This is a genomic window from Kitasatospora sp. NPDC096128 (genome assembly GCF_040303105.1).
Lineage (GTDB): Bacteria > Actinomycetota > Actinomycetes > Streptomycetales > Streptomycetaceae > Kitasatospora.
Map to the genome: position 1 here is coordinate 61,942 of NZ_JBEOSP010000020.1, position 18,537 is coordinate 80,478.

Consider the following 18,537-nt stretch of genomic DNA (forward strand, 5'->3'; position numbering starts at 1 on the left):
GGCCGCCCCGCACCCGGGGGGGGGTGGGGTGCGGGGCGGCCCGGGGAGGAGGGATCCTCGACCCGCAGCGCGGGACACGGGGAGGACACGCCCCCTCCCGGGGAAGCCCGCAACGGCCGGTTGCTCAACGACCGTTGCGGGCGGTACCGGGAGGAACGAGCCGGACCATAACGGCGTGACACGGCCAGTCAACCCCGGACCAGAACAGCCAGGGGACCGGACGCAGATCCGGGGACGAGGGCGGCCGGGCGGGATGTGCCTGGGCGGGTCGGGCGGGTTGGGGGGACGGGGAGGCCCTCGGGGGGATGCCCGCCCCGCAAAGCCGGCGCAACACGACTCGGCAGCCGGGAACCGGCAGGGACCACAGGACGGCAGCACGACGGGTAGGACGGCAGCCACCCCGCGCGGCCGGGTCACCCCCGGACACGCCGACAGGACAGCCACAGTGGCCGGGCATTGCCTGCCAGGGGCGGTACTGCGGACGGGCCTGCGCGGCTGCGGGCGAAGGCACGGGACCGTGCGTTCCCGGTGCCGCGCCTGGACACGGTCGTCAGCCAGGCAGCGGGAGGAATCCGGTCCCGTCACAGCGCTGGCACGCACACACGCTGGCGCGGATCTCGTCGCTGCTCCCCAGGTTCCCGTCCGCGGGAAAGAGCGCCGGCTGAAGGCAGTCGGGGCAGGCAGCGTTCTCCGTAACCAGCCGCACCCGGCTGGCCGCCGTCGGGTAGCCGAGGCCCGTGAGCACCGCGGTGAAGTGATCGGCCGGCACCCGGCGCCGCTCTTCCGCGGCGGGCTCGTTGCCGGGCGTCGGCGCCGTGAAGACAGCGGTGCGGCACTGCGCGGGGTGGAAGAACGCGTACGTGCCCTGTTCGGGCAACGACTCGTCGGTGAAGCCGGTGCCGGGGGTGTAGGTGATCACCTGGGGGAAGTACTCGACCTCGTAGCCGACGGCGACGCCCCAGATCACGGCGCTGGCGCCGTCGGCACACGCGGCGAACCGGTTGAGGGTGTCGAGGAGGTGCAGCCGTGCGCCGTCGTCGCCGCCGGGGTCGCGGGTCGTCCAGGCCAGGCCCGTGACGGTGTCCGGCAGGTCGCCGGGCAGCAGGGTGTAGCGGGTGTGTGCGTGGACGTGCTCCTGTTCCTGGTTCCAGGCGGTGGTCAGGGCCTGGCCGGGGACGAGGAGGGATGCCTGGTGCGGCGTCGCCGTGTCCCAGGGCCCGGCCGGGAACCGGGCGGCCGGAAGCGCCTCGTCCAGCCAGGCGACGCCTTGCGAGCCGTAGTAGCCACTCATGGCGGGAGGGTTCTCCTTCGGTTGTGGTGGCGGCCCTTGCCTGGACAGGACTGGCCACAAGGGGCCAGGGCGTGGCAGGAAGCCGCCGGGCGGGAGGTGTGGGTGGTGCACCGGGCGGGTTCACCGGTACGGGCGCGACGGGAGGGAAGGTAGCCGTGCGGCACTGCCGGTCAACTGGTCTGAACCGCACCGTGATGGGCCGATGCGGCCCGGCAGACCCGCGCGGCCGTCCCCTGGTGCCCGGCCGTCAAAGGGTGATGGCCGGGTGCCAGGGGACGGGGCAGCGGGGCGGGCTGTCAGAAGTAGTGGTAGCCGTCGTTCGCTACGAGGGCCCCGTTAGATCCCGCCTGGAGGATGGCGCACTCGCGTTCGTGGCGGGGACACAGTTCCCAGACCACGGTGAGCCGACCCGCGAGATAGGCCTCTTCCAGAGCGGCAGTCGGGAACAGGCAGCCCTCACACTGGCGGTGCACGGTGTGTGGGCCGCCGCCGGGTACCGTGTGGGCGGGGCAGTCATCGCCCGAGGTACTGGCGTGCTGGCTGGTCATCGGCGGAATGCTCCTTCGTGTCGCGGCTGTATCCGGGTCATGACTCACAGGCGACCGCCCCAGGCCCGGCGGCAACGGTGGGAACGCCCGGGCGGCACGGCCCGAGGGGTGCCGCTGCTCCCCCGCCCCAGGCCGGCTGCCCAGGGGGCGGCAGTACGGGGTCTCGCGTCGGAACGGGAAGGTAGCCGCGCAGGAAAGCCAGTCAACCCGCCAGCCGCGCAGCCCCGGGGGCCGATGTGCGCCGGAGCCAGCGGCGGCCGGGACGGCGGCAGGCCCGGGACGCCCGGGGTAGGCGGGTGGGCGCAGCGGCGGCCCTGAGACCGCCCCAGGCGGAAGCAGCGGACGCAGCAGGAGGCGCAGCAGACAGACCAGAGCAGCCGCCAGCCGGGGCATCGAGGTGAGCCACTCCCCCAGACCCCGGACCAGCAAGCGGCGCCGCCGGCGGCGGCCGCCGGAACACGGGCTGACGGACACCCCGGGGCTTCAGTGCTTGATTCGAAGGGGCTCGGGGTGGCGGTGCCAGCCGCAGCCCCGAGCGGGCGCTTGGGCAGGTGTCGATGCGGGCCGCGTCCGGCGGCCTGTCAGTTGAGCCGGTCGGCCAGGAGCACCACGGACGTACGCGGGTGCTCGGAGCCGTTCTTCCAGCCGTATCCGTGGCGATCCACGTGCACGACCGACGGGTGGTCGACCGGCAGCGCGCACCAATGGCCGGGGCCGCCAACCACACGGGCCTTGCAGAACTCGGCGGCCATCGCCTGCACCTCCTCCCAGACGTCCTGCGCTGTGTCGGGTCCGTGTTCGGCTATCAGGCGGGTGTAGAGCTGGGGGAAGGTTTCCGTGGGGTGGTCCAGCACCAGCATGACCAGCTCCCGGGCGTCCTGGGGCAGGGAGGCGGTCAGGTGCGACTCAAGGGGGTCGAACGGGGCGATGGTCACGGTCAGGCCCTCCGGGTGGCGCGTGGTGTGGAGCTGGCCGCCCAGCCCGCACCGGAACTGGTCCGCGGCGACCCTGTTGTCGAAGGGACCGATCCGGACCGTCGGACGCCCGGGGCTGGTGAGGATAAGGGAGAGCTGCATCGTGGCTCCAGGTCAGTGCGTGTTGTGAACGTGGTTCCAGGCCGGCGTTAATCGACGGCCCCCCGGGGAGGCGGTGCCTGCCGCCGGCCCCGGGGACGTGGCCTTACCTTGAATCAGGCGCGGCGGCCGGTCAGGGAGGCGGCGCACGCCGTACCGTATGCGGGCTTCCGGCCCGGTCAATCCCCAAGCCGGGGAGCTGGACCGGGCGACCGCAACCGGCGTGGCATTGTCCGGGTTCGAGGGGCTCCGGGACTGTCTGGCCGGCCAGACTGCTGGGCCCGCCTGCCAGACGGGCTGCGGTGTGCAGGGCGCCGCGCTGCGGCTCGTCCTCATCGCCGGTTGCGGCGCCTCGGCCGAGGACCTGCCGGCCCCTTCGCCCGAACGACACGCCGGGGGATCCGCCGGTTCCTCGGGTCGGGAGGCCGGCCTGCCGCGGGGTGACGGCAGGCCGGGGCGTGGTCAGCTGAGCGGGAGTTCGTGGATAGCGATGTAGGCCTTGGCCCAGCGGCCGGTGAGGCTCTTGGTCCTCAGCTGCCACAGGCTGCCGCCATCAGCGTTGCTCTCTTCGTCCCATCGGTAGTCAGTGGGGTTCCGCTCGAAGGTCCGCTGGTCGGTCTCGATGGCGGCCTGCGCGGCTTGGAGGCTGGTGCAGGCGGCGTAGGGGCCGGTTGCTGTTCGCGGCGCCGTAGACGGTGGGCGCGGCGGTCTCTTCGGTCGTGTGGTGGGGGCCTGCCGCCGGTGCCCCCGGGTCGTCAGGTGGCGGCGTCGGGTTCGACCCCCGGGGGGCTTGGCCGGTGCCGGGTGTCAGCGGGGCGGTTCGGCAGTGGTGCTGGGGTCGGCGAGAGTGCCGGTCCGGGGGCCGTCGATGAGGCAGTGCTCGCACCAGATCCGGCCTCGGACCGGGGACCAGCCGCAGGCGCAGTCGGGATCACGGGGCGGGATCGTCGCGCCCGGTGTGGGGGGGTGGGGCGGGGGTCTGACCGTTCGTCACCGGGCACTGCCTGCGGTGGTGCGGTGGCCGGTCGCGGGCGATGGGCTCACTCATGCGGGACTCTCCGTGAGGTATCAGGGGCCTCGGAGGAAGCGGCTGACATGGCTGGTGCCGTCGTGCCGTGCGCCCTCCCGGGGGCGATGGCCGTCCGGGTCCTCTCCGAGGCGGCCGCCTGGCGGGTTGGGGTGAGGCTGGTGATGGGCAGGCCAGCGGCGGCCGCACGCCTTCGGGGCGGGACTACCCCGAGGACGGGCGGGGACTTGGCCGGGGCATCCGGGCACGGACCGCAGACCACAGCCGGAAGGAACGCCGCCCGGCGCAACCGCACGCGAAGCACGACAACGCCCCGGGGCCCCGGTGTAGACGACGTCCAGCGCGGATGGGTGTGGTCCAGGTCCAGGGTCAGGCTCCCATGGCGTCGTAGTGCAGGGCCGTCAGGCGGGTCCAGGCGCGCTCCGCCTGGACCAGGGCGTCCTGGACGGTCTCACGCAGGTAGGCGGGGCGCCGGTCCCAGGCGTCCAGGGGGATCACGTTGGCGGTGTGTCGGGCCAGCCGGTGCTGGAACAGGCCCTTCCCGCTGACGTGGACGCGGGCGATGATCCGCACGCCGGCCGAGACGTCGCCGGTGCCGGACTCCACGTACGCGGCGTCGCGGACCTCCAGGTCCACGGTGTAGGGACCGGACACCAGCCGGGCGGTGCCGTTGTGGTCCAGCTCGATCCCCCAGTTCGTGCCGGGGTTCCTCTGCTCCCATTCGTACTTCACGGTACTGCTCCTTCGCCGGTCGGTCGGTGGTGCCGGGCCCAGGTGGTCGACCGGGGCCCGGCGAAGGGAGTTCTCCAGGATGTCAGCGCTGCGGGCGTGCGGGACCGGGTCCAACGACAGGAACCGGGGTACCCGGGCGGGCGCGGCACTGCGGGTAACGCGGGACACAGAACCGGGCATGAGGGCGTCTTCGGCCCGTTGCCGCCGAAGCACTGCGGGCACGGGCCCGGGGGGCTGCGGCGGGGGGCGCTCGCCTGGCTCTGGCGGGCAGCCGCGGACGGGGGCCGGGCCCGAGGTGGACGCCGACTACGCAGACCCCGCCCGGTCAACAACAACCATCGGGCAGGACCCCGCAGGCCCCACCGTGGGGGTGGGCACTTTCCCCATGCCCGGTTATTGCCCTCGCCCCTCTCAAGACTACGGAGGAGTGGAAGGGCAACCCTCAGGGAACCCCCTTCCCGCCGTCGGGGGCGGGTCGCGCCTGCTGAACGGCACGCTCTGGTCAGTACTCGCGGCCGTCGCAGTCCCGGGGACCTTCGGGGCCGGCGTGGACGCCGAGGCAGTCATGGTGTCCGTCGTCCTCGTCCTCGTCCTCGATCGCTTCAGTGGTCAAGTCGACGGCGGGGCTGGCATCGGCCGTGGCGTTGGTGGCGATCACGTCGTCTTCGACGTCGATTCCCAACTCGCCGAACCACCGGTCCAACGCGTCCACGACATCGCCGCCGGGCCAGGAACCGTCGTCCTCCTCGATGTCGGTCTTGATCTGGTTGAACAGCCCGGCGATCTTTGCTCCCAGCGGCGATGCAGGATCGAACTTCAGGTCGTGCACAGGGATTCCCTCCATGATTCAGTCAGTGAACGGACAACCCGCCGACAGGCCGCGGCGCCCCCGCCCGGTGGGACACCCGTAGGCGGACGCCCGGCGGGTGACGCCCAGCGCAGGACCCCGGACCGGGGGCGGGAGCCACCCCGCACACTGCACGCGGGCAGGGTGCGGGGCGTACTCCCCGGTAAGGGGGATGCGGGGCGGGGCGGGGCCGCCAGGCGGGGCGGGACCGCCCCCTGCCCGGCCACCAGCGCGCAGGCAGGGTCTCGGCGGCCGGACGGGCGGGCGGCACGTGTGGTGCAGGCCACCGGGGTCCACCGGGAGTGGGTGCGGGGCGCCAGGAAGAGGGATGGAGAGGGCATCTTGCCCCTCTCCCAGAGGCCTGGGCCACCGCATGGACGTGCGCAACAGCCGGACCTGGCCCTTCTCGGCACCCGGCGCGCGGCAACGGGCCTCGGCCGGAGTCCTCTACTGCGCGTCAAACGTGGGAAGCCGGTCGGCCACCGTCGCGTCGGCGTCAAACAGGACGTACTCGCAACCGTGCTCGCGGGCAAGCCTTACGATCGGGACCAGCTCCGAGGGCCACTCCCCCTCTGGATCTTCGGAGGCGTACACCAGCCATCCGTACTCCGTCCTGTAGGCCACCACGTCCTCGTAGGCGTCGAGGTCTGCACGGGTCTCCGCGCGGAGGTGGGCGGTGGAGAGGTCCAGGTAGCTGCGGATGTTCAGGTCCGACGCGCGTCCCCGGCGCTGGGGTACGACCGACGTATCCGGCCGCGGGGTGCCGGATCTGGGGCCGGACGACGGAGCGGGTAAGTTGATTCCCGTCACAATTCATCTCCTGGTTGGGATTCGCGATGTGGTCCGGGCCGGCAAGACCTTCCCGCACCACCGGCCGGGATAATGGGGTTCCGGCCCCACCGGCCCGGAGGGACCCGGGACGGGAACGGAAGCGGCTTGTGTCCCGGCGCTGCGGGCCCGGGCGGGCCGCCTCGATCTGTCGGCGCACCAGCGCGGCACCGCCGTCGCCCCTGGGCCCACTGGCTCGGCCAGTGGGGAGGCGAGCCCCGGCAAGGTGCCCGTACCAGCCAGAGCACCCAAAGCGGGGTGCTCCGGACAGCCAGCAGCGGGCGGACCGGGGGCAGGACGGACCATAATGGCCCGTCCTTGCCGGTCAAGGCCCAAGCCACTCCCCCGGCCCGGCCCGGGCGGCCGACAGCCAAGGCGCAGCGGGAGCCGGCACCCTGGCTGTCCGCTGGATCGCTTACCCGGACGGCGCGGCAGCGAGCCGCGGGGCATCTGACGGGTCAACGCAGCCGGGCGGGATCGACGGTCACACGACGGCGGGTGGGCCGAACCGCGACCAGAGCCCGCACGCAGACCGGCCCAGCGACCGGACGGCCAGGGCCCGCCGGGGGATGGGCGGCCGGGGCATGGCGATCACCCCTGCCAGTCGACATCGGGAACCGGGAACAGGCGGGCTCTCCGGCGGAACACATGTGAGGGGCCCGCCCCCAACGGAGACGGGCCCGGGGCAAAGCGGTGCTGACAAACGGGCAGAACGCAGGTCAGCGGTCCAAGAGCCCGGTGAGGACCGGGTCGCCGTACACGATGACCACGGACGCTTCGTTCACCAAGGCCTTGACAGCTTGCCTCCACCCCCGGTTGATGCGGGGAACGCGGCCAAGGGCGGGGAGCTCAAGGGTAAGGCGGGAAGCGCTGGCGTAGCCGAGTTTGGTGTAGAAGCTGGTCAAGCTTCGGTCGTGTTGAAGTGTCAGGGCCCTGTAACCAGAAGCGCGGTAGTCATCCTCCGCCTGCAGCAGCAGGGCACTGGCGATGCCGCGCTTGCGGTACGCGGGCATCACCGCGAGCTCGCCGATCGAGCTGAGCTTCGCGGTAAGAGCGCGGCGCATACCGTAGATCGCCTTGAACTGCGGGTTCTCTGTGAGCCAGGGGGACGGTCCGCAGCGGACCATCCCAACAGAGTTCCCGTCGTACTCGGCGATCAGCGCATGGTTGATGCCGTGGGACAGGCGCCAGCCAGACCCGAGCTCGGCATCCCGCCCGGCCAAGTCCGTGGTCTGGGTAGTGATCAGAAGGCGGATGGTGTCGAAAATCTGGGACAGGTCCTCCGCACGCTGGTGGAGGTCGATGTGAGACATGAGGTCAATCACAGTGTCGGCGTCGGCGGGGGTCGCAGGGCGGATCCGCAGCCCCTCAATTCTGCCCCTGTCGGCTCCGCCAGGATCGGGGGCCGGATGGGTGGGGTCGGTGTTAAAGCGGTAGCTGGTCACAGTTTGTCTCCGATGTTGTCGCCCATCAGCGGGCGGGTGCCGGTGTCCGCCCTGATCTCGTGAGTCCTGACAAGCGGGCAGAATCCGTCCCGGGCTCGAAGATTGGCGTGAGACCCATCAAAGGCGCGCCATCTGCCAGGACCTCTCGTATGAGGTCACGGGGGGGGGTTGCCCAGCCAGGGCGAGATCGGGCGAGCTGGACTCACACGAGCCGAAAATCGGACGGCCCGTGTGGCGTGGCTGCACCATAGAAAACACCGCCCCCCGATCAAGTCCCGGTGAGTTCCCTGGTCCGGGTCCTCCCGGGGCATGGACACAGGCGAAGCGGCGGACCAGCAGGTCGATCGCCGTGGCCTGTGCTCCGATGGCCGTGTCGGCGAGTCTTCGTACGTATCGGCTGTGCACCCGCGCCGACACGCTCCCGCACGCCGGGCACGGGGCGTTCGGCGTACTGCACCGTGCTGCGATCCGGACGGCTCTACCGAGCCGGAGCATCCGGGGCAGGAACGAGGCCGGGCGGGTACTGGTTCCACCCCAACCCTGGGTGTCTCACGGCCAGCAGGAGATGCTGACGGCGCCGTTGTCACCATGAACGTCCAGAACCCACCACCGAAGGCGCTCGACCACGAGGGGCAAGTGCCCGGCCAAAGCATCAACTGGACCGCGCGCCGTGGAGATCCGCGGACTGAGAGTGACCCGGGCCGGCCAACGGGTGCTGCACGATCTGGACCTGGACGTCGCCCACGGCTCGGTGACCGGGCTGCTCGGGCCGAGCGGCTTCGGCAAGACCACTCTTCTGCCCGCGATCATGGGAATCCAGCGGATCGGGGCCGGGGACGCGCGTGCTTGGCCGACCCGCCGACAGCCCGCGGCTGCGCGACCGGCTCGGCTACGTGACCCAGTCACCGTCCGTCGACGCGGACCTGAGCGTGCTGGAGAACCTGCGCTACTTCGCCGAGGTGCTCGGCGCACCGCGCACCGATCCGGCCCGGATGGTGGCCCTGGTCGGGCTCACCGGCCGCGCGCACCACCGGATCGCGCGCCTGTCCGGCGGCCAGCGCGCCCGGTCTCGCCGGCCGCGGCGCTGCTCGGTGCCCCCAGGCTGCTGGTGCTCGACGAACCGACCGTCGGGCTCGATCCCGCGCTTCGGCAGGAGTTGTGGCAGCTGTTCCACCAGCTGGCCGCGGACGGCGCCGCGGTGCTGATCTCCCAGTCACGTCATGGACGAGGCGGCGCGCTGCGCCCGGCCAAGCGCGGCCACCGCCGAAGCGGGGGCTTGTTGCCTGGCACCGCACTGGCAGGCCGGTACGGGCCGGGCCGAGGGCGCAGCGCGGCCCCAGGCAGCGGTGCCTGTGTCTCGGGCATCGACACGTCGTGGTGGGTGCGTGAGCCTGTGGCGCAGGCATGGGGTTCGGGGGCCCTATTGGGCCGTCTGGTAGTCCGCCAGCCATTGGGTCGCGGGTACCCAGGGGCCCTGGGGTACGGCCAGGAGGTTGTCCAGGGCTCCGAACGCGTGGGCGGCTGGGTCTCCGGGGATGAAGGGCTGGGTCAGCATGCGGGTGTGATGAGCCATGTCGAGGCGTTCAGGGCGGGCGCGTTGCTCCAGTACGAGGTAGTTCTGCACCTGGGCGACGTACAGGGCGTCGCTTCGGTAGCCGGTGATCAGGTGAGGGCACACCTGGATCGTGTAGGCGGCGCAGGAACGGTGGAGGGGGGCCTCGATGACGCAGTCGGGTCCGCTGGTGTCGGGGGCTCCGGCGATGAACAGCGCGGGGTGTCGGTTTTTGATGCGTTGCCCGCATTGCTGGCACCTGCGCTCGTCTATGCAGGCGCGCTGGCGCTGCGGGCAGAGCTGTCCGAGAAGGGGTCGGCCACGGCCTGTGACGCAGGTGCAGACCAGGGTGGGTCCCGTGTCCGCGATGTTGCGGACCGTCATGGTGCCGCTGTCCCACCTGGTCGCCCATCCAACGGGGTATCCGCGCCCGTCCCGGGGCAGTGTCTTGATCGCGGCGGGCATCGGGACCTGGCGCCAACCTGCCGCTGGTGCGCGTGTTTCGCGGCCTGATCGTGGTGACGGGCTCTGTGGGGGTTGGTGGTTGGAGGTGGTTCCGGTCATCGGGGCGGGGGCGTCCACGGGCTCGGCCGCGTGGGGGGTGTAGGCGGGGTTGTTCGGGTCGTGGGGGCAGCGCGAGGGGCCGCTGCCGCTGGCTTCGCGGAAGTTCATGGTGTGGTGGGGGTTCGTGGCTCGGTGCGCGCTCATCCGGTCGGCGGCCGCGATCTCCTTCTCGGCGTGCTGCTCAGGGGTCCGGCGGGCTTCCTGCCGCTGGTGGGCGGTGGCGGCAGCCGGTTCGGTGGTCGAGACGGGCGTGTTGTGGTCGGGCATGCGGGTTTCCTTCGTTCCGTGGTGTCGGCCCGGGCGCGGCCCAGGGTACGGCGGATCTCGCGACGGGGAGGAAGGTAGCCACGCACAGCCACCGATCAAGCCCCGGCATGGGGCGGGGTCAGCCGCTCCACACCATGCCCGGGAAGAAGGGGGCAGGAGGTGACTTCCCAGTTCCTTGACGGGCCAGGCCCCGCCGCTCTCGTGCTGCGACACTGAGACGGCGGGGCCTGGCGGGGCGCTTCGGGCGGTCAGGGCCGGTCGTGGACGCGGGTGATGAAGTCGGACAGGTGCAGGACGGCGGCCGTGAGCGCGGCGATCTGCTCGGCGATAACGTGGCCGTCCGGTGTGAGGTGGTCCGCGTTCAGTCCGCGGATGGAGGCAAGAGCGTGCGCCCGCAGGTCCTGCGGCACAGGCTTGGGTGCGGGAGCACCCTCATGCCGGGCGGCCGCGATGTCGCCCAGGTCGGTGAGCGGCCGCGAGACCCGAGGTCCGCCCTGCCAAGGTTCCCGGCAGTCCTGGACGGCCACGGCCACCGAGCCGCTGTCGTCGTCCCAGGTGGCGAACACCTCATACGGCTCACGTTCGTCGTCGGCTTCCAGCAGCAGAGCCGGCTGCAGGACCAGTCCCTGGACAACATCGGCGGGCCGGACCGGAGTGATGCCGAGCTCCGCCAGGCGGGCATTGACCTGATCGGCCTGGCGCCGCAGGCGCAGGTACGTGTCGGCCTGCCGTTCCAGGCGCTGCGCCTGATAGGCGGACTCGGCCTTCGGGTACCAAGTGGGCTCGGTGGTCGCGGGCTTGGTGGTGTTCGTCTGAGCAGACTCGCCGGGCGCTCTCACCGGGGCGATGTGCTCGCCGGCATCGTGGTCGGTCACAGGATTTCCTTCGGGTTGATGCTGGCACCGGACAGAGAAGCTGCCGGGCCGGAGCGGATGTGCAGGAATGGGTGCTGGGACGCTCGGTACTGAGGCGGGGGCAGGCGGGCCCATACTCTTCAGTGCTCTCGTGTCCTGGCCCGTCGCGTGCAGGCATAGCGCTTCAGTTCGGCGCGAACTGCAAGCGCGCCGTCCAGGCGCACGATGGGCTGGCCGTTTGCCGTGGACGAGCGAGCCGCGTAGGACACGCCCGGAACGGCAGCCGACCGTGATCGATCCGTACGTGGAGTCCGGCCCGGCCTTTGCGTCCAGGACGACCGTGTAGCTGTTCCCGTAGGACGACCGGCTCGAGGGGTTGAGGCCGGCCTTCTCGGCCAGTGCTCGGCCGGTGGATGGACGAGGAAGGGCTGTCTGTACCGCTTTGGCGGGGCATGTTTGGCCTGGCCCCGTAGGCCCGTGTCTGGGGCCGTCCCGCCCCCCGGGGGGGGAAGGGGGGCGGGACGGCCCGGCCAGGAAGCCCGCGCGGGCGGAAGCTGCTCGACGACCGCGTGGGCTGGACCACACTCCCCGGGAGGGCCCTGCGGGGCTCTCCCGGGGAGAACATGAGGACGGTACCCGTGGAGGCCTGCGGGTCAAGCCCTGTGGCCGACGGCCGAGCGGGTCATCGTGGTTCCGAAGCCTTTCCCGGGCCTGTGTCCGAGTGCTCAGCCGGGTGCTGCGCAGTCTGCGTCGTCTGCTGGTCGGGGCCGATGCCCTGGCAGCGTATGCAGATACGGCTCCAGGGGGACCAGGTCTCGACCCACTGGCGGCGTTCGCGACGGCCGACACCCAGCCCGAGGTCGAACGCGAACCACACCACGAAGGCAAGGTGGAGGTAGTGAATAGGGATACCGAACAAGAATGCCTCCAGGGGTGATTGGACGGTCCGGAACCGTCAAGGCGGAAGCGGTCGGAAGCGCCCTGACGGGAATGGGTCGGCACCACCAGGCGCCGAAGTCGGAGCAGGCGTTGCTTTACCGACGGCAAAGCCTCGGAACCGGGAGAGCGGGCGTGTCCCGAGGAGCCTCCGGTCGCGGACGAGCGCACGACGCAGTATCGGGCTGCGGGGGTCCGCTCGCTCGGGGCAATGACGGCCGGTCCGGGGCTCTTGGGTCCCTCATCGCGGTTGGCGGGCGAGGGCGGCCCCGAGGAGGCCCGCACCTCTTGAGCACCCCAAAGGTCCTCAACAGTCGGAGCGAGCGGGATCGGGTGAACCGGCCGGAACCATAGCGGCCCTGCGGGAGTGGTCAACCCCTGCTGGCCCCGCCCGAGAGAAGTTCGGGTGGGGCCAGCAGGGGGACGGGGCGCCGGGCGAGTGTTCGCCTGCTCGCGTGTGCGGCCGCGGCCAGGTGCGACCTCGCGCTCTCCCGAGTGCCTCAGAGCCGTTGGAGGGCCGGGGTGGCCGACCGGTTCTGGCACGTCCCGGCGCCGGTCCCCGCCGTCGGTGTCGCAGCACACCTGTGGTGGGGGCAGAACGGATGTCTGCCGTCTCCCATGCCCGGTCCATCCGTTGATCGCGTCGGTCTTCCCGGCCGACCTTCCCGCCGGGTCGAACCGCCGGTTGGCGCCGGCAGATGGACGGTGTTGCGTACGCAGCGGCACGCGTAGGGACCTCCGCCGAGAGCACGGCTTCGCGAGCAAGGCCTGCCTACTGGGTGCGCTCGTGCGCTGGCCCGGTGAGGCGATGGCCCACCCCCTCATGTGGAGGACGGGCGGCCACCGGCAGGTGGAGCGGGCGGCTGGGGTTCGCCAGGGGTGTGATGACCCTGACCGGCGAGGGGTCAAGTCTGTGACAGCTCTTGCATCTTTGCACGCCCTGCGAAGGGCCGGCGGATGGCGTCCCGTCGGCTGCCGCTGTACAGGAGAGCGATAGCGCCGGCCGCAGCGTTGCGCGTGGCCTCTCTTGCCTGCTCTTCTACGCCTGGGGCGCCTGCCCTTGTGCGGGCTCGTGACGGGCGGTCGAGGGGATCGACGCACTGCCATTTGGCGTGGAGCACAGCCTCATTTCGGGCGTCGGCGCAGCGGCGCACAATGGATTCCGCCGCCGACCCGCTCCGACTTTCACGCCGCGCTTCGGGTCGAAGGCGGACCCTCGAAGGTGCGGGGCCGACGTCTGGCTCGTTGCGCTGGACTCGGTGGCATCCGCCAGGCGTCAAGGCCGCAGCTGTCGGATGCGGGCCGGCGGACCGCCGCGGCAGCCGCGTTGAGTCAGGAAGCGTCTACCGCCTTGACCGACAGCGCTCTCGGCTGGTCGAACCGGCTACGGCTGCGGGCGGCCGCTTTATCGGTCAGCAAGGTGTCGGCCGGGGCTGGGCCAGGTCGGCCACCAGGCAGGTCGCGTTATCCCGGTAGCGGCCATATCCGAGGTTGATCGCGAGATTCACAAGATGGTTTGCGGTGTCCAGGGGATCGCGGTAGCGCGCCAACTCCTGCCCCAGGTCCCGGCCTGAATCGTCGATCGGCTCATAGCATCCGTCTGAGGCCAGGAGCAGGCGGCCGCCCTCCAGGTCGAGCACCGTGGTGCCGATGTCCCCGTGCCATGCGAGGGACGATGTGACGCTGTTGCGATCGTCCGGGTGTGCTTCGAGGCCCTGCGTGACGAGGGCTTGACGCAGATTGTGGTCCGTGGTCAGCGGTGTCATCCTGCCGTCGTCCATGAGGAGGTAGGCACGTGAGTCACCGCACCAGCCCACCTCCAGGCAGCCCAATGCGGGGTTCCACAGGGCTGCGACCGCGACGGCGTCCGCGTAGTCGTCCTCGGCCCATTCCTTGGCGGCCAGAGCGGCGGCGCGTTGAATGCGCAGCGCTTCGGTCGGTTCGGAGAGCGCGGTGCAGTTGGCAGCGATCCTCATCGCCTGTCGTCGCGTCCAGCGCTGGGTTGCCGCGTTGTCTCCGATTCCATCCAGAATCACATAGGCGTGTTCGCCGTGGGTGCTATGCCGGGCGACCCACGCGTCGCATTGGTACGTCCGGTCACCGGGACGCTGGGTGGCCGCATGGGCGCGGGGCATGGAGGTTCTCCTTGGCTTTGGGTGGATTCGGGTCTTAGCTGGCTTTGGGACCTCGAACATGGCAGATCGCGCGTGGTGCAGCGCGCAGGTGCATCTTTCCCAGCCGGACGCGGCCATGCGCTGGGCTCGGCGCGCGGGAGCAGCCTCGAGTACCTCGGTGGTGCGTCAGCCTGTGGCCGAGGAACCGCGGTGGAGTGCGAGGCCGCGCACGCCCCTGGATCAGCCTCGGGGCGTGCGCGGACCCCCTGGGTTCAACCGGTGTGGGGCCGATGGTCAGGAAGGGTGGAGCGCTGAACGGATCGCGGGGCTTCCTGGCCTGTCCGGTCAGGCTGCAGGGCCGGTGGCGGAGGGTCTGCCCGGTTGTGGAAGGTCGTCCGGTCCGGCGGTACGCGGGTGGACGTCCCATGGTCCGGTCGAACCCGTCAGAACCACCGCCAGGTACTGCGCTCCGGGGGCGCGCACCGTCAGCCGGACGGCCGGCTTGGCGACAAGATGCTCCACTGCGACGACCGGAGCGTCGGTCACGTGCGTCCCGGGATCCCCGTAGACGGTCCCTGTTTCGACCGGGTCTGCGAATCCGGTGTAGGTCGTGGCTGCCCGCACGGGCGCGGGCGCGGTCTGCGTCGGGGAGCTCGCAGACGCGTGACGGTGCTGAGGGAGGGTTGCTCGAAGTGCGGCCGCTTGCGTGCGGTACCCCGCAGTGTCCAGGAGGTGGGCGGCGTTGTCGCCGGCCACGGCGTGCAGCGCAGCGGAGAGGGTCAGCGGATCCGTCTGCGCGTGAGGGCTGAGGTGGCGTGGGTGGGTGAGTTCAATGCCGTGGTGGGTCAGCTTCTGTCCCCAGTGGGCGGCGCCGAAGTGACTGGTGACTGCTCGAGCAACTGCGGTGCGCTGTTGAGCAGTTCCCCGGTCTGCGTAGTAGACCGTCACCCCGATCGGAGTGAACGTGAAGCGGACACCAGGTCCTCCAGCGGCGGGAAGTTCGGCGAGCACGAGGGCGATCGGGGGCGCGGCGTCCAGGGTCGTCAGGAGCAGTTGTCCGGTCGGGTCGGGGTCATGCGGGTCTGTGGCGCGTGTGAAGGTGGACATGGAGGCCTTCCGGGGTCGGGTGGGCTTGCGTGGGGCTGCTGCATGCGGCTGGTCTGGCAGCTGGGGCGGTCCGGTACGCGAGGTTGGGGCGTTGTGCGCGAGCCGCGCATGCTGCGGAGGACCAGGCCGGCGTGGCGAGGCAAGTTATCGACTTCGCTCGCTCGGTCAAGGGGCATCGTGCAGGTCGCGGTTTCCTGCTCGAACGCCTGCCGGGATGACGGTGCCGGTCCAGGGATGAGCCGAGGCGTCCGCTTGTACAGGACGCCGGTGCTCTCTACGGCGGGTCGGGATACGTCCCGTGGGAGTTGTTTCGCCCGAGCCAGGGGCGGGTCCGGCTGTGTGTGGACAATGGAGCCGGCCCCGTAGGGTCGCGGAGCCGGCGGAGGACTGGCCTGTGTTCGTCTTGGTGCGCTCCGCGGGTTGGCGGTCGGCGACAGGGCCGGGGTGACTGTGCCGGCGGGAATCCCTGGCTGGTCGCCTGCGGGTCAGGCCGGCGCCTGGGATTGGCGCGTGTTCAGCTCAGGATGCGGTCGAGCCTGTCCCGCAGTTGCAGCGCGCCGTCCGGCGAAAGTCTGACCACCGCCGGCTGTCCGTCGGTGGTGAAGCACATCAGGCGAAGATCGCCGTAGCGGGGGTCCTTGACTTCGTCGTGGTCCCAGTCGGCCACGATCAGGGGTGTCGTTCCCGGTGCGGGCGGATCGTCCGTGGCGCCGTAGCTCCCCTCGTGCACGGTCCACCGGCCGAGATCGTCGCTGGTGTCGGCGGGGAGCTGCGGGGTTGTCTGGTTGTCTGCAGTCGGCTCGCAACTGGCAGGCGTGTTGTTGATGTGAGTGGTGCCGGGTATGGGCATGGGCATGCCGGTCATGTGGTGCTCCTGTGGTGGGTCAGAGGTGACCTCTGGGGCCGCGGCTGCATCGTCTGTGCGAACGCACGGGCGCGCCGGGCGCAGTGGGGTTGTGGCGTCTGCCTGGCCGGGCTGAATCTCCGCGGTTCCACCTCGCCACGTGGAGGCGACGGTATGCGGGCTGTGCGCAGGCAGCCCTTCGGACGATAGGCCTCAATCCGGTGTTGACCAAATGACCAGTTGGGCGGGGGTAGGAGGCGATCTCGGCATCAGCATCGCGGTCAGCTGCAAGCCGGCCGGGATGGACGCCTTCGCCGCCCAACCGGTCGCCCGGGGGGCGTCGACAAAGCTTTCGACGAAGTGCCAGAAGACGAGGTGCGCGGCGTGGCCCATCCGGTGCTGAGAGAGGGCCTCGACCAGCTTGGTGAAGTGCACCATGTAGGCAGTCCCGCGGTCCGTGTCCCGGTCGGGGAGGAAGTAGCCTCGCGGGGGCAACGGTGTCGACTGGGTTATCAGCCTCTTCGAGCAGGTCCGCCGGGTGATCATTCGTCACTTGCCGCCTTCGCGAGTGGCCCGGCCGGGCGCCGGGCCGTCGGACTTGAAAGTGCTGCTGGGGATGTCCGGTTGCGGGGCAGCCCCTTCATCGAGGTGCGGCCCGGTCAGCGCGCCCCAGGCGGAACTGGGTGTTGATACTGGCGATACTGGCCGACAGCACGCTGCGCCTGCCCTGACCGCCCCGCTTCTCCGCGTGCCGCTGCCGTCCCCGGGAGGCAATCCGGCGGCGCCAACCTGCACGCAGCGGCAGCGGAGCGGCCGGCGCCCGAGCGGTGCGCAAAGTGACCTGTGTCACAAGGGGCTGGTAGGAAGGACCGTGACCATCACCAGCAGGAGCGAGCCCAGCGCCGTCTACGGCCTCCACCACCCCGAGTTCGGCGCGGTGAAGGTCGGGGTGTGCATCGAGCCGAGAGAGCGCCGGATCGGGCAGTTCACCCGCAAGGGCTGGACTCTCATCTCCGCGTACGGCACGCCTACGGCCACGGACGCCGAGCAGATCGAGCAGGCCGTCATGGACGCCGTCGCACAGCGCATCTGGTGGGGCTGGCGCTACGACCAGGCCGGCCTGCCCTGGCACCACCGAAACGGGAGCCGCTGTGACCACTGCGGCCGAGGCGGGGAGCCCGGGCAGCCATTCCTCCAACGGGTCGGCGGCGGCTTCCTCAGTCGGCAACAGGTGCCGCAGGGCGGCGCCGGGGAGACCTTCGACGCCCGGCTCGTCCCGCCGGAGCGGCTGCGGGTCGTCCTCTTCTACGCCGAGCAGCAGCACCGGGCCGAGTACTACCCGCCCCGCCCGGACGGGCTCGACCCGGAGGGCGTCCGGCGAGAGCGCCTGGCAGCCTACTGGTCTCGGAGGTACGCCGAGCAGATCCGGCGCTGCTGACTCGTCCGCAGGGTCAGATCTCTCGGGGACTGGTCGCGGGCTTTGGTCGCTGTGACGCTGCCACCGCCCTGGTGCTGCGCCCCCTCCGTCCCGATCTGCACATACAGTGCCCTGGTGGAGATCGACCCGTTGGCTGCGTAGGTGACGACGGACAGCACTTGGCGACGGGTTTGGGCAGCAGATGCTGATCTGCGGGCCTGCGGAATGTCGGTGAGAACTGACAGCACCGACGGGGGTGTCAGTGCGTGTCGGTGGTCTCCGGAATGATGCCCCTGTTCGAGGTCGATGGAGAGGGGCTGTCATGGAAGACGAGCTGGGCGATTTGATCCACCTGGCTGATCCGCCGGGAACGACCGGTCACGCTGTGTCTCTCCGTGTGCTGGAGCGGCCCGCCTCGGGCAGCGAGTTCCTCGACTGCGAGTTCGTCGTGTCGACCGGGACCATCAACGGCAGCTTTCCCGTCGGCATCACGTCCGATGACCTGGACCAGTGGGAGGAAGCCCTGGACAAGCTGGCCGGCAATCGGTTCGTCTCGTGGCTGAACTCCGGCCGGACGGTCCAGCTCGGAATCAAGCCGTTGGCGTCTGGAGCGATCGGAGTGTCGCTTCAGGACGCTCCGTCCTCGCAAGTGACGGTCAGCCTGCCTCTCTCGCCGTCGGCCGGCTGGATCGAGGACCAGCGTGCGCGCCTCGATCATGTGCGGCGGGCGTTTGCGGGCTGACGGTTCCGGGGCCGTGTTCGAAGGGCGTGGCCATTTTCCGGACTAAGGGGTTGTCAGGGGCCTGAGTAATGATCTCGGGATGCTTGTGATGAGAAGCGGCGCGGTCGTCATGGCCAAGCGCCCGTCGAAGCCGGCGATCAGCGCGATGGTGGCCAACCTTCAACGTGGCAGGTCCTTGATCCTTGAGCGCCTCGATGAGGAGCCCGGCGACTGGTATGTCCAGGTCTGGGTGCGTGAGGACAACACGTTCCAGCTGGAGTACCGGGACGGGGTTCCCGCAGAGCACTTCCAGATGTGGAACAACATCGGGTCGTGGTTCGGGACGGGGAGCTGAACGATCGACCAAACC

18 protein-coding genes are annotated in these 18,537 nt (G+C 70.8%); 4 read left to right on the forward strand and 14 right to left on the reverse strand.

Annotated features, from left to right (window positions below; translation table 11 throughout):
- Window positions 1–550 precede the first annotated feature (550 nt).
- The 8 genes from ABTY61_RS22790 to ABTY61_RS22825 form a co-directional block, all read right to left on the reverse strand.
- Window positions 551–1,291, reverse strand: a complete 741-nt coding sequence (locus tag ABTY61_RS22790) for a hypothetical protein (RefSeq protein ID WP_350506874.1) — start codon at window positions 1,289–1,291, stop codon at window positions 551–553.
- A 296-nt stretch (window positions 1,292–1,587) separates the two neighbouring features.
- Window positions 1,588–1,839 (reverse strand): hypothetical protein, encoded by a 252-nt coding sequence (locus ABTY61_RS22795; protein WP_350506875.1) that lies wholly within the window; start codon window positions 1,837–1,839, stop codon window positions 1,588–1,590.
- 581 nt (window positions 1,840–2,420) lie between these two features.
- On the reverse strand, window positions 2,421–2,915 hold the full coding sequence (locus ABTY61_RS22800; protein WP_350506876.1) for a hypothetical protein: 495 nt from the start codon (window positions 2,913–2,915) through the stop codon (window positions 2,421–2,423).
- A gap of 1,393 nt (window positions 2,916–4,308) precedes the next feature.
- Window positions 4,309–4,671 (reverse strand): hypothetical protein, encoded by a 363-nt coding sequence (locus ABTY61_RS22805; RefSeq protein ID WP_350506877.1) that lies wholly within the window; start codon window positions 4,669–4,671, stop codon window positions 4,309–4,311.
- Window positions 4,672–5,173: 502 nt separating this feature from the next.
- Complete coding sequence (locus ABTY61_RS22810) at window positions 5,174–5,500, reverse strand: hypothetical protein (protein ID WP_350506878.1); 327 nt, start codon at window positions 5,498–5,500, stop codon at window positions 5,174–5,176.
- Window positions 5,501–5,965: 465 nt separating this feature from the next.
- Window positions 5,966–6,328 (reverse strand): DUF5983 family protein, encoded by a 363-nt coding sequence (locus ABTY61_RS22815; protein WP_350506879.1) that lies wholly within the window; start codon window positions 6,326–6,328, stop codon window positions 5,966–5,968.
- Between the two features lie 737 nt (window positions 6,329–7,065).
- Window positions 7,066–7,791 (reverse strand): GNAT family N-acetyltransferase, encoded by a 726-nt coding sequence (locus ABTY61_RS22820; protein WP_350506880.1) that lies wholly within the window; start codon window positions 7,789–7,791, stop codon window positions 7,066–7,068.
- 117 nt (window positions 7,792–7,908) lie between these two features.
- Window positions 7,909–8,286 carry a transposase family protein gene (locus ABTY61_RS22825; protein WP_350506881.1) on the reverse strand — a complete coding sequence of 126 codons (378 nt, stop codon included), beginning with the start codon at window positions 8,284–8,286 and terminating at the stop codon, window positions 7,909–7,911.
- A 347-nt stretch (window positions 8,287–8,633) separates the two neighbouring features.
- Between ABTY61_RS22825 and ABTY61_RS22830 the strand changes: the two genes are divergently transcribed.
- Window positions 8,634–8,996, forward strand: a complete 363-nt coding sequence (locus ABTY61_RS22830; RefSeq protein ID WP_502895406.1) for a hypothetical protein — start codon at window positions 8,634–8,636, stop codon at window positions 8,994–8,996.
- A 215-nt stretch (window positions 8,997–9,211) separates the two neighbouring features.
- Here the strand turns inward: ABTY61_RS22830 and ABTY61_RS22835 are convergent, their stop codons facing one another.
- The 6 genes from ABTY61_RS22835 to ABTY61_RS22860 form a co-directional block, all read right to left on the reverse strand.
- Window positions 9,212–10,174 carry a hypothetical protein gene (locus tag ABTY61_RS22835; RefSeq protein ID WP_350506882.1) on the reverse strand — a complete coding sequence of 321 codons (963 nt, stop codon included), beginning with the start codon at window positions 10,172–10,174 and terminating at the stop codon, window positions 9,212–9,214.
- Window positions 10,175–10,422: 248 nt separating this feature from the next.
- Window positions 10,423–11,049, reverse strand: a complete 627-nt coding sequence (locus tag ABTY61_RS22840) for a hypothetical protein (RefSeq protein WP_350506883.1) — start codon at window positions 11,047–11,049, stop codon at window positions 10,423–10,425.
- 2,327 nt (window positions 11,050–13,376) lie between these two features.
- Window positions 13,377–14,099: a PP2C family protein-serine/threonine phosphatase gene (locus ABTY61_RS22845; protein WP_350506884.1), complete on the reverse strand. Its 723-nt coding sequence runs from the start codon at window positions 14,097–14,099 to the stop codon at window positions 13,377–13,379.
- Window positions 14,100–14,423: 324 nt separating this feature from the next.
- Window positions 14,424–15,185, reverse strand: coding sequence for a hypothetical protein (locus tag ABTY61_RS22850; RefSeq protein WP_350506885.1), 762 nt, complete (start codon window positions 15,183–15,185; stop codon window positions 14,424–14,426).
- 514 nt (window positions 15,186–15,699) lie between these two features.
- Window positions 15,700–16,050: a hypothetical protein gene (locus ABTY61_RS22855; protein WP_350506886.1), complete on the reverse strand. Its 351-nt coding sequence runs from the start codon at window positions 16,048–16,050 to the stop codon at window positions 15,700–15,702.
- A 192-nt stretch (window positions 16,051–16,242) separates the two neighbouring features.
- Entirely contained in the window at window positions 16,243–16,467 is a 225-nt protein-coding gene (locus tag ABTY61_RS22860; RefSeq protein WP_350506887.1) for a hypothetical protein, read from the reverse strand.
- A gap of 433 nt (window positions 16,468–16,900) precedes the next feature.
- On the opposite strand from ABTY61_RS22860, the gene ABTY61_RS22865 reads away from it, so the two are divergent.
- The 3 genes from ABTY61_RS22865 (at window position 16,901) to ABTY61_RS22875 (ending at window position 18,522) form a co-directional block, all read left to right on the forward strand.
- On the forward strand, window positions 16,901–17,467 hold the full coding sequence (locus tag ABTY61_RS22865; RefSeq protein WP_350506888.1) for a hypothetical protein: 567 nt from the start codon (window positions 16,901–16,903) through the stop codon (window positions 17,465–17,467).
- Between the two features lie 301 nt (window positions 17,468–17,768).
- Window positions 17,769–18,188 (forward strand): DUF5959 family protein, encoded by a 420-nt coding sequence (locus ABTY61_RS22870; protein ID WP_350506889.1) that lies wholly within the window; start codon window positions 17,769–17,771, stop codon window positions 18,186–18,188.
- A 79-nt stretch (window positions 18,189–18,267) separates the two neighbouring features.
- Entirely contained in the window at window positions 18,268–18,522 is a 255-nt protein-coding gene (locus tag ABTY61_RS22875) for a hypothetical protein (RefSeq protein ID WP_350506890.1), read from the forward strand.
- Window positions 18,523–18,537: the final 15 nt, after the last annotated feature.

Coding starts and splice junctions, on each gene's coding strand:
- ABTY61_RS22790 (WP_350506874.1), bottom strand. CDS start 1,291: ATGAGTGGCTACTACGGCTCGCAAGGCGTCGCCTGGCTGGACGAGGCG.
- ABTY61_RS22795 (WP_350506875.1), bottom strand. CDS start 1,839: ATGACCAGCCAGCACGCCAGTACCTCGGGCGATGACTGCCCCGCCCAC.
- ABTY61_RS22800 (WP_350506876.1), bottom strand. CDS start 2,915: ATGCAGCTCTCCCTTATCCTCACCAGCCCCGGGCGTCCGACGGTCCGG.
- ABTY61_RS22825 (WP_350506881.1), bottom strand. CDS start 8,286: ATGCTCCGGCTCGGTAGAGCCGTCCGGATCGCAGCACGGTGCAGTACG.
- ABTY61_RS22835 (WP_350506882.1), bottom strand. CDS start 10,174: ATGCCCGACCACAACACGCCCGTCTCGACCACCGAACCGGCTGCCGCC.
- ABTY61_RS22845 (WP_350506884.1), bottom strand. CDS start 14,099: ATGCCCCGCGCCCATGCGGCCACCCAGCGTCCCGGTGACCGGACGTAC.
- ABTY61_RS22850 (WP_350506885.1), bottom strand. CDS start 15,185: ATGTCCACCTTCACACGCGCCACAGACCCGCATGACCCCGACCCGACC.
- ABTY61_RS22855 (WP_350506886.1), bottom strand. CDS start 16,050: ATGACCGGCATGCCCATGCCCATACCCGGCACCACTCACATCAACAAC.
- ABTY61_RS22860 (WP_350506887.1), bottom strand. CDS start 16,467: ATGGTGCACTTCACCAAGCTGGTCGAGGCCCTCTCTCAGCACCGGATG.
- ABTY61_RS22870 (WP_350506889.1), top strand. CDS start 17,769: ATGGAAGACGAGCTGGGCGATTTGATCCACCTGGCTGATCCGCCGGGA.
- ABTY61_RS22875 (WP_350506890.1), top strand. CDS start 18,268: ATGCTTGTGATGAGAAGCGGCGCGGTCGTCATGGCCAAGCGCCCGTCG.